The sequence below is a fragment of the Azospirillum sp. B506 genome, assembly GCF_000333595.1.
Classification (GTDB): domain Bacteria; phylum Pseudomonadota; class Alphaproteobacteria; order Azospirillales; family Azospirillaceae; genus Azospirillum.
The window spans coordinates 1-7,416 of sequence record NZ_BADK01000738.1 but is presented as its reverse complement, the minus strand read 5'-3'; the positions used below and the strand labels follow the sequence as shown (position 1 = coordinate 7,416).

General features: G+C 66.2%; 9 protein-coding genes. 4 read left to right on the top strand and 5 right to left on the bottom strand.

The window, feature by feature from the left end; genetic code table 11:
• Window positions 1–261: 261 nt before the first annotated feature.
• From I71_RS35150 to I71_RS40045, 4 genes are read right to left on the bottom strand one after another with little or no spacing between them, the layout of a single operon-like run.
• Window positions 262–705 (bottom strand): periplasmic heavy metal sensor, encoded by a 444-nt coding sequence (locus I71_RS35150; RefSeq protein WP_049976263.1) that lies wholly within the window; start codon window positions 703–705, stop codon window positions 262–264.
• A complete protein-coding gene (locus tag I71_RS35145) occupies window positions 702–1,130 on the bottom strand; it encodes a hypothetical protein (RefSeq protein WP_049976262.1) in 429 nt (142 codons plus the stop codon). The genes I71_RS35150 and I71_RS35145 overlap by 4 nt, the downstream gene beginning before the upstream one ends.
• On the bottom strand, window positions 1,127–1,360 hold the full coding sequence (locus tag I71_RS40050; protein ID WP_244433998.1) for a sigma factor-like helix-turn-helix DNA-binding protein: 234 nt from the start codon (window positions 1,358–1,360) through the stop codon (window positions 1,127–1,129). Before I71_RS40050 ends, I71_RS35145 begins: the two co-directional genes overlap by 4 nt.
• Window positions 1,357–1,701, bottom strand: coding sequence for a sigma factor (locus I71_RS40045; RefSeq protein WP_244433997.1), 345 nt, complete (start codon window positions 1,699–1,701; stop codon window positions 1,357–1,359). Before I71_RS40045 ends, I71_RS40050 begins: the two co-directional genes overlap by 4 nt.
• 805 nt (window positions 1,702–2,506) lie before the next feature.
• On the opposite strand from I71_RS40045, the gene I71_RS22795 reads away from it, so the two are divergent.
• The 4 genes from I71_RS22795 to I71_RS22780 are packed head-to-tail and all read left to right on the top strand — an operon-like array spanning window position 2,507 to window position 7,107.
• A complete protein-coding gene (locus I71_RS22795) occupies window positions 2,507–4,765 on the top strand; it encodes an ATP-binding protein (RefSeq protein WP_244433996.1) in 2,259 nt (752 codons plus the stop codon).
• 4 nt (window positions 4,766–4,769) lie between these two features.
• A complete protein-coding gene (locus I71_RS22790) occupies window positions 4,770–5,243 on the top strand; it encodes a response regulator (protein WP_042698710.1) in 474 nt (157 codons plus the stop codon).
• Window positions 5,243–6,742, top strand: a complete 1,500-nt coding sequence (locus I71_RS22785) for a sensor histidine kinase (RefSeq protein WP_042698715.1) — start codon at window positions 5,243–5,245, stop codon at window positions 6,740–6,742. The genes I71_RS22790 and I71_RS22785 overlap by 1 nt, the downstream gene beginning before the upstream one ends.
• On the top strand, window positions 6,739–7,107 hold the full coding sequence (locus I71_RS22780) for a response regulator (protein ID WP_083897331.1): 369 nt from the start codon (window positions 6,739–6,741) through the stop codon (window positions 7,105–7,107). Before I71_RS22785 ends, I71_RS22780 begins: the two co-directional genes overlap by 4 nt.
• A gap of 23 nt (window positions 7,108–7,130) precedes the next feature.
• Here I71_RS22780 and I71_RS22775 read toward each other — a convergent pair.
• On the bottom strand, window positions 7,131–7,416 hold a 286-nt coding region (locus tag I71_RS22775), incomplete at its 5' end, for a PAS domain-containing protein (RefSeq protein WP_042698704.1).

The window sequence follows — 7,416 nt, the reverse complement described above, 5'->3', positions numbered from 1 at the left end:
GCTTCGGCAGATTTCGCATAAAGTGGTAGGGGATGTTTCCTTTCCGCCATTTACTGGACGTTAACCATATCGGCCATATACCTCTACGTGCAACTTGGTTGCGTTTCCTCCCGAACCAACTCAGGGCGGCCCGGCGGCGATACCGTCAGGCCGCCTTTTCTTTTTGGCTCACTTTCGTCTCGCCAAAGAAAAAGGGCCGGGACAGACATGCCGCCCCGGCCTGACCCCGAAGATGTCTGCCGCCGGTCGAAACCGAAAGGATCAGGGAAGGCGGCTTTCAGCCAGACGCAGGCGGCCTTCGGGGGAAAGACGGGAAAGGGAATCGACGAAGCGTGCCTCGATCTCGCTGCGCAAGGCGGCGTCGTTGGCATGTACACGGTCAAACAGCGCCTTCAGGCCGACCGCATCGAAGGACTGGGCCATCAGGGCGGTGCGCAGGCGGGGGATGAACTCCTCGCGACTGACCCGCATGCGGACGAACAGCGGACGGGCATCGTCCAGCGCCTTGCGCAGAACCGTGGCGTCAGCCGGCGACAGGCGTTGCGACACGTCTTCGACGAAGCGCTCCAGCATCTGGTCCGGCCCCATCGGTGGCGGGGGAGGGCGGAAGCTGTGGGCGACGACGAAGCCAACGGCCAGCATGTTGAGCGCAAGAGAACCGACCAAGAGGAACCAGGGCCAGCGGCGCCGGATTGACGGCGTCATCGCGTGTCTCCCAGATAGCTGACGATCATCACGCCCGACAGGTCCGGCGCGCTCGTCTTCTCGAAGGAAATCACCCCCTGGCTGTAGACGAGGAACCCGACCAGCGCCATGCCGGCCAGGAATCCGGCCAGCGGGGCAGGGCGGAAGGGCGGCCGTGACAGGAACCACGGTACGAATTCGGGCACGATCCGCTGCGCCAGGCAATCGGCGATCCGGTCATAGACCTGCGCCTCGCGCCGGGCGGAGACCAGTGGGGTCGAGGCGGCATCCAACAGCGCGTCGGTGATCGCGGCGTCGGCCAGCAAGGTCCGGGCCTCGGCGTTGCCGTCCAGAAGATCCAACCCCTCCAGTTGGGCGGAGCGTGGCCAGCGGCCCAGATCGGCGCCGTAGGCCTCGGCGTAGCGTTTGAACTCTTTGAGCGTCATGACCGTACACCGTCCTTCTGACGGATCAGGGGGTGAAGCCGGGCCCGCACGACGCGGCGCGCCCGGACCAGCAGACTTTCCATAGCCGAAACAGATACCTGCAGTATTTCCGATGCTTCAGCGCACGTCATCTCCTCATGGTAGCAGAGACTGAGCGCCGCCCGTTGGGCTTCGGGCAACGCGGCAATCGCCGCATCGACGGCTGCACCGATCCGGATTCCGTCTATCACCGTCTCGGCACTCCAGGCGGGGTCGCGATCTCGTCGGCGGCATCAAGGGGGGCGAAGTTGCGCCGCCGCTTGTAGTCGATGGCGCGGTTCACCACGATCCTGTACAGCCAGGTTGTGAAGCGGGTTCCGTCGCCGCGCCAGCGGTGGGCATTGGCCCAGATCTGCAGGAAGGCGTCNTGCGCGATCTCCTCGGCATCGGCGGCGTTTCCGACCACCCGTTGAGCCAAGGCGATGCTGCGGCGCAGATGTCGGCGCGTGAGTGTTCCAAATGCCTTCCGGTCACCGGCCGCGGCGTCCGCCATCAACGCCTCGTCGGTTACCGTCTCCTCGGTAGGCTCCACGCCGTCTTCCGCCCGCTCCCGGTTGCTGTTGTTGATTTATACGCGGCCAGGGCCGGATGTCCTGCGCAGTGGCCGGCAGATTTCCGATAGGGGTATTCCCTGAGAGTCCCGCCATACAGTAATTTCCATAAGATAGATTATGCGTTTTTTTTGCTCGCTTATCGGAGAATGCTCTCATGACACGGGGCGTGGCCGACCTGTTGCCCCGCCCGACGGGAACTGTGGCCCGGCTGACGGGTTGATCCAAGCATGACCGTGGCGTTGCCAGGGGAGCTTTGAGACGCTCCGGCGCTGCCGCGAACGACGCTATAGAAGGACCGACGACATGCTCAAGATTCTTGGCTGGGCCATCCTGATCATTTTCATCATCGGCCTGTTGGTCGTCACCGGCATCCTGAAGCTGATTTTCTGAACCTGCCCTGCCCTGCCCCGCCAGCCCGGATGCGGATGCCGCGGCAGATGATGACATCGTGATGGCGCGGTGGCGGCGTCACCGTGGGCAGCATGGTTACAAGCATCTTACGGGATATGATTTTCGCTCTATGACAAAAGAGCGGAAATCCGGAAAATCCAAGGGCGATCATAAAACGTATCCTATGATAATGAACTATAGGGTCTGACGGGATATCCTGTTGCTTCGTTCGCCTCGATGCGAGTGCGCGCGGCGAAAACAGGGTTTCTAAGCGGATGATCTTGCTGAATATTGGCGGAAACCATTGGCTATTATCAGCGTGCCCAGATCGATTTCGGGTCCGTTTCGGGAATGGCCCGCCGGACGTGTAATCGAGACGAACGAAGGACGACCGTGACGCCTGCAACCGGACCGGAACCATGGCCCAAGACCATGGCGGGCATGCTTGACCTCGACGCCTGCGCGCGCGAACCGATCCACATTCCCGGCAGCATCCAGCCGCATGGACATCTTCTGGCGCTGGAACCGGACAGCCTCAGCCTTGTCTGCGCGAGCGCCCAAGCCGGGGCGGTGCTGAACCGCTCTCCCGCCGATGCCTTCGGCCTGCCGGTCGACCGGCTGATCGATGCCAGCTCCATGCCGTCGCTCGCCCGCGGGCTGCGTGCCGCTCCCACCGAACCGGTGCAGCTCGACATCCTGCGCCTGCGCGACGGCAAGGAATTTCAGGTCATCGCCCACCGCTCCGGCGATCTGGCGATCCTGGAGCTGGAGGAGCTGCCCGTAAGCGGTGTCGGCACGCTGGAGGCGCTGTATCCGCAGATGCGCGAGGGCATCCGGCGCATGCAGGCCGCCCACGGCTTCGACGCCCTGCTGGCCAGCACCGCTGAAGAGGTGCGGATGCTGACCGGATTCGACCGCGTGCTGGTCTATCGTTTTGACGAGCAATGGAACGGCACGGTCATCGCAGAGGACGGCAATGGCCGCCTGCCCTCCTACCGCGGCCTGCGTTTCCCGGCCTCCGACATTCCGCAGCAGGCCCGGCGGCTCTATGCGCTGAATCGCCTGCGGCTGATCGCCGATGCCCGCTACCGGCCGGTTCCCCTGTTGTCCAGCGATCGGGATGTCCCGCCGCTGGATCTCAGCTTTTCGGTGCTGCGCAGCGTGTCGCCGGTGCATCTGGACTATATGCGCAACATGGGCACCCTGGCGTCCATGTCGATTTCCGTGATGGATGGCGAGCGGCTGTGGGGCCTGATCTCCTGCCATCATGCCGAACCGCGGCAGGTCTCCTTCGCGGTGCGCACCGCCTGCGACCTGCTGGGGCAGGTGCTGTCCAGCCAGATGATCGCGCTGGAGCGGTCGCTGGACGCCGATCACCGCATCCGCTCCAAAAGCACCCAGGCGCGGCTGCTCGCCCATATGGCGGCGGCGGAGCATTTCGTCGACGGGTTGGGCGAGGACGGCGAAGATCTTCTGTCCCTGGTCAATGCCGACGGTGCCGCGATCCTGTTCGATGGCGACTGCCGGCTGATCGGCCGCACCCCACCGCAGGAGGTGGTCGAGGCCATCGCCGCCGAACTCGCCGGACAGGGTGTCAGGGAGCTGTTCGTCAGCCACCAGCTGCCGGTCGAGATGCCGGCAGCGGCCGGGATGGAGCGGACCGCCAGCGGCCTGCTGGCGATCTCGATCTCGCAGCTCCACCCCAGCTACCTGCTGTGGTTCCGGCCGGAGATCGTGCAGTCCATCGACTGGGCCGGCGATCCGAAGAAGCCGCACGACCCCGGCGGACGGCTGTCCCCGCGCAGCTCCTTCGAGGCGTGGAAGGAGACGGTGCGCGGCCAGTCCCTGCCCTGGCGCCATGGCGAGATCGAGGCGGCCGGCGATTTCCGCAACGCCATCGTCAGCATCGTGCTGCGCAAGGCGGAGGAGATGGCCGCCCTGAACGAGGAGCTGCGCCGCAGCAACGGCGAGCTTGCCGCCTTCTCCTACTCGGTCTCGCACGACCTGCGCGCGCCCTTCCGCCACGTCACCAGCTATGCCGAGCTTCTGCGCTCCCGCGCCGCCGACAAGCTGAACGAGCGCGAGCGCCATTATCTGGACAGCATCATCGAGGCGGCGGGTTCGGCCGGCCGGCTGGTCGACGGGCTGCTGCACTTCTCGCAGCTCGGCCGCGCCACGCTGGCGCGGGTGGAGGTCGATGTCGGCCGGCTGGTGGAGGAGGTGCGCCACCTGCTGGACCCCGACCTGCAGGGCCGGGACATGCGCTGGACCGTGCATCCGCTGCCGAGCGTCAACGGCGACCCGACCATGTTGCGGCTGGTGGTGCAGAATCTGCTGTCCAACGCGATCAAATACACGCGCGACCGTGCCGAGGCGGAAATCGAGGTCGGCTGCCGCACCACCGCGGATGCGCACGAGTTCTTCGTGCGTGACAATGGCCGTGGATTCGACATGGCCTATGCCGGCAAGCTCTTCGGCGTCTTCCAGCGTCTGCACCGCGAGGAGGAGTTCGAGGGCATCGGCATCGGCCTCGCCAATGTCCGCCGCATCGTGGAGCGCCACGGTGGGCAGGTCTGGGCGGAAGGCCAATTGGACCGGGGTGCGACCTTCCATTTCTCCCTGCCGCGGCGCGCAGCCGCCGAATCGAGGTAGGCCCATGGCCCCGCTGAAACCGATCCTGCTGGTCGAGGACAACCCGAAGGACCTGGAGCTGACGCTGGAGGCCTTCGCCGAGGCGCAGCTCGCCAACGACATCGTCGTCGCCCGCGACGGGGCCGAGGCGCTGTCCTACCTGTTCCATTCCGACGGGCAGGCGGTGTCGAAGCCGACCGATCCGAAATACCCGGCCGTCATCATCCTCGACATCAAGCTGCCGAAGGTCGACGGCATCGAGGTGCTCCAGCGGATCAAGGCGAATGACAGCACCCGCGCCATTCCGGTGGTGATGCTGACCTCCTCCAAGGAGGAGCAGGACCTCGTCCGCAGCTATCGGCTGGGCGTCAACGCCTTCGTGGTCAAGCCGGTCGGCTTCAAGGAGTTCTTCGACGCGATCCGCGACATCGGCAGTTTCTGGGCGATCCTGAACGAGCCGCCGCCCGGTTGCCACCCCCGCAGACCGCGCGGCAGCTGATGGCGCAGGTGATGGACCCCTCCGCCGGTCGTCCGGCCGGCTCGGACCCGCCGATCTGCTGCCGGGTCCTGCTGCTGGAGGACAGCGGCATGGACGCCGATCTGGTGCGCGAACATCTGCTGATGGTCGAGGGCCATGATTTCGACATCGAGCGGGTCGAGACGCGGCAGGCCTTCATCGACGCCGTCATCGGCAGCGGACCCTTCGACCTGATCCTCTCCGACTTCGACTTGCCGGACTTCGACGGCATGTCGGCGTTGGCCATCGCGCGTGAGCATCTGCCGCGGGTTCCCTTCATCTTCGTGTCCGGCATGCTGGGCGAGGAGAATGCCATCGAGGCGCTGAAGAAGGGCGCCACCGACTATGTCGTGAAACTGCGCATGGAGCGGCTGCAGGTCGTCGTCCGCCGTGCCCTGGTGGAGGCGCGCGACCGCAACGAACTGGCCGACAAGCGCGCGGCCCTGGCGGAGAGCGAGGCGCGGCTGCGCTTCGCGCTGGAGGCCGGGCGGCTCGGCTCCTGGGAGCTGACGCTGGCGACCGGCCGGCTGCGCGTCTCGTCGATCTGCGCCGCCAATCTCGGGCTTCCCGGCCCGGAGGCGATCCCGACCTATCGGCAACTGCTGGAGCGCGTCCATCCCGAGGACCGCGACCATCAGCAGGCGACGGTCCGGCAGGCGGTGTCCAGCGGCTCGCCGCTGGACATGGAATACCGCACGATCTGGCCCGATGGCAGCGTCCATTGGGTCCAGGTGCGCGGCCGCGCCGTCTATGACAAGGACGGCATGCCGACCGGTCTGGCCGGTGTCTCGCTGAACATCACCGCCCGCAGGAAGGCCGAGGAGCGGCAACTGCTGCTGCTGGAGGAACTGAACCACCGGGTCAAGAACACACTGGCGATGGTGCAGTCCATCGCCAGGCAGACCCTGCGCGCCGCCCCGTCGGTGGAGGCCTTCCCCGATGCCTTCCAGTCGCGGCTGCGTGCGTTGGCACAGGCGCACGACCTGCTGACCCGCCGCCATTGGCAGGGCGCCTCGCTGAGCGAGATCGCCGCCCTGACGTTGGAGCCGCATGTTCATGCCGGTCGGGTCCGGGTCGGCGGTCCGCCGGTCACTCTGACCACCGGCGTGGCGGTGTCGCTGCACCTCGCTTTCCACGAGCTCGCCACCAACGCGGCGAAATACGGTGCCCTGTCGGCGGAAAACGGCCGGGTCGATCTGGATTGGGAGATCGCGCAGCCGGGCCAGTTGGCGGTGATGGATGACATCGCTCCCGACGGCCCCGGTCCTTCCATCCGTGGCGCCGCCGGCGCGTTGGTACTGCGCTGGCGCGAAAGTGGCGGGCCGTCCGTGGTGGCGCCGACCCGGCGCGGCTTCGGCTCGCGACTGATCGAGCGCGGTCTTGCCCATGAGTTGGAGGGCGATGTTGCCCTTGCGTTCGACCCCGCCGGCGTGCGATGCCGGCTTGTCATCCCTCTATCGTCGCGAGTGAGCCCGCAGTGACCGACGTTGATCTGTCGAACCTCACCGTCCTGATCGTCGAGGACGAACCACTGATCGCCATGAGCCTGGAGGACGCCCTGATCGACCGGGGCGTCACCTGCCTTGGCCCGGCCGGTTCGGTCTCAGCGGCCCTGCAAATGATCGAAGCCGGCGGCTTCGACATTGCGCTGCTCGACGTCAACCTGCGCGGCGAACGGGTGGATGCGGTGGCGGACCGTCTGGCCGCGGCCGGCGTCCCCTTCGTCTTCACCACCGGCCATGGGGCGGAGGGCTTGCCCGATGCCCATCGCGCGCGGCCGGTGATCGGCAAGCCGTTCCGCGACATCGACATCGCCGACGCCCTGGCCCGCCACCGGCCGCGCTGATCGTCGGCAAGGCCCGGCTCTTTCTACCTGAGCGGCTCCGAGATCACGAGCCAATGGGGCTGGCCCGCATCGGCGTCGACATAGCGGATGGCTTTCACCGCAAAGCGGTGATAGGTCCCGTCATGCCGCCGGTAGGCGAGGTTCAGATCATAATCGGCGTTGCCATAAACCGTTCTCAACCAGGCATTGGCGGCGTTCAACTGGTCGTCGGGATGGATCGCCTCGACCCAGCCGCATCCCAGCATCCGGCTGGGCAATTGGGGCGAATAGCGCCTGGTCGTCTCGCTCAACGCCAGGTTGCTGCCGTCC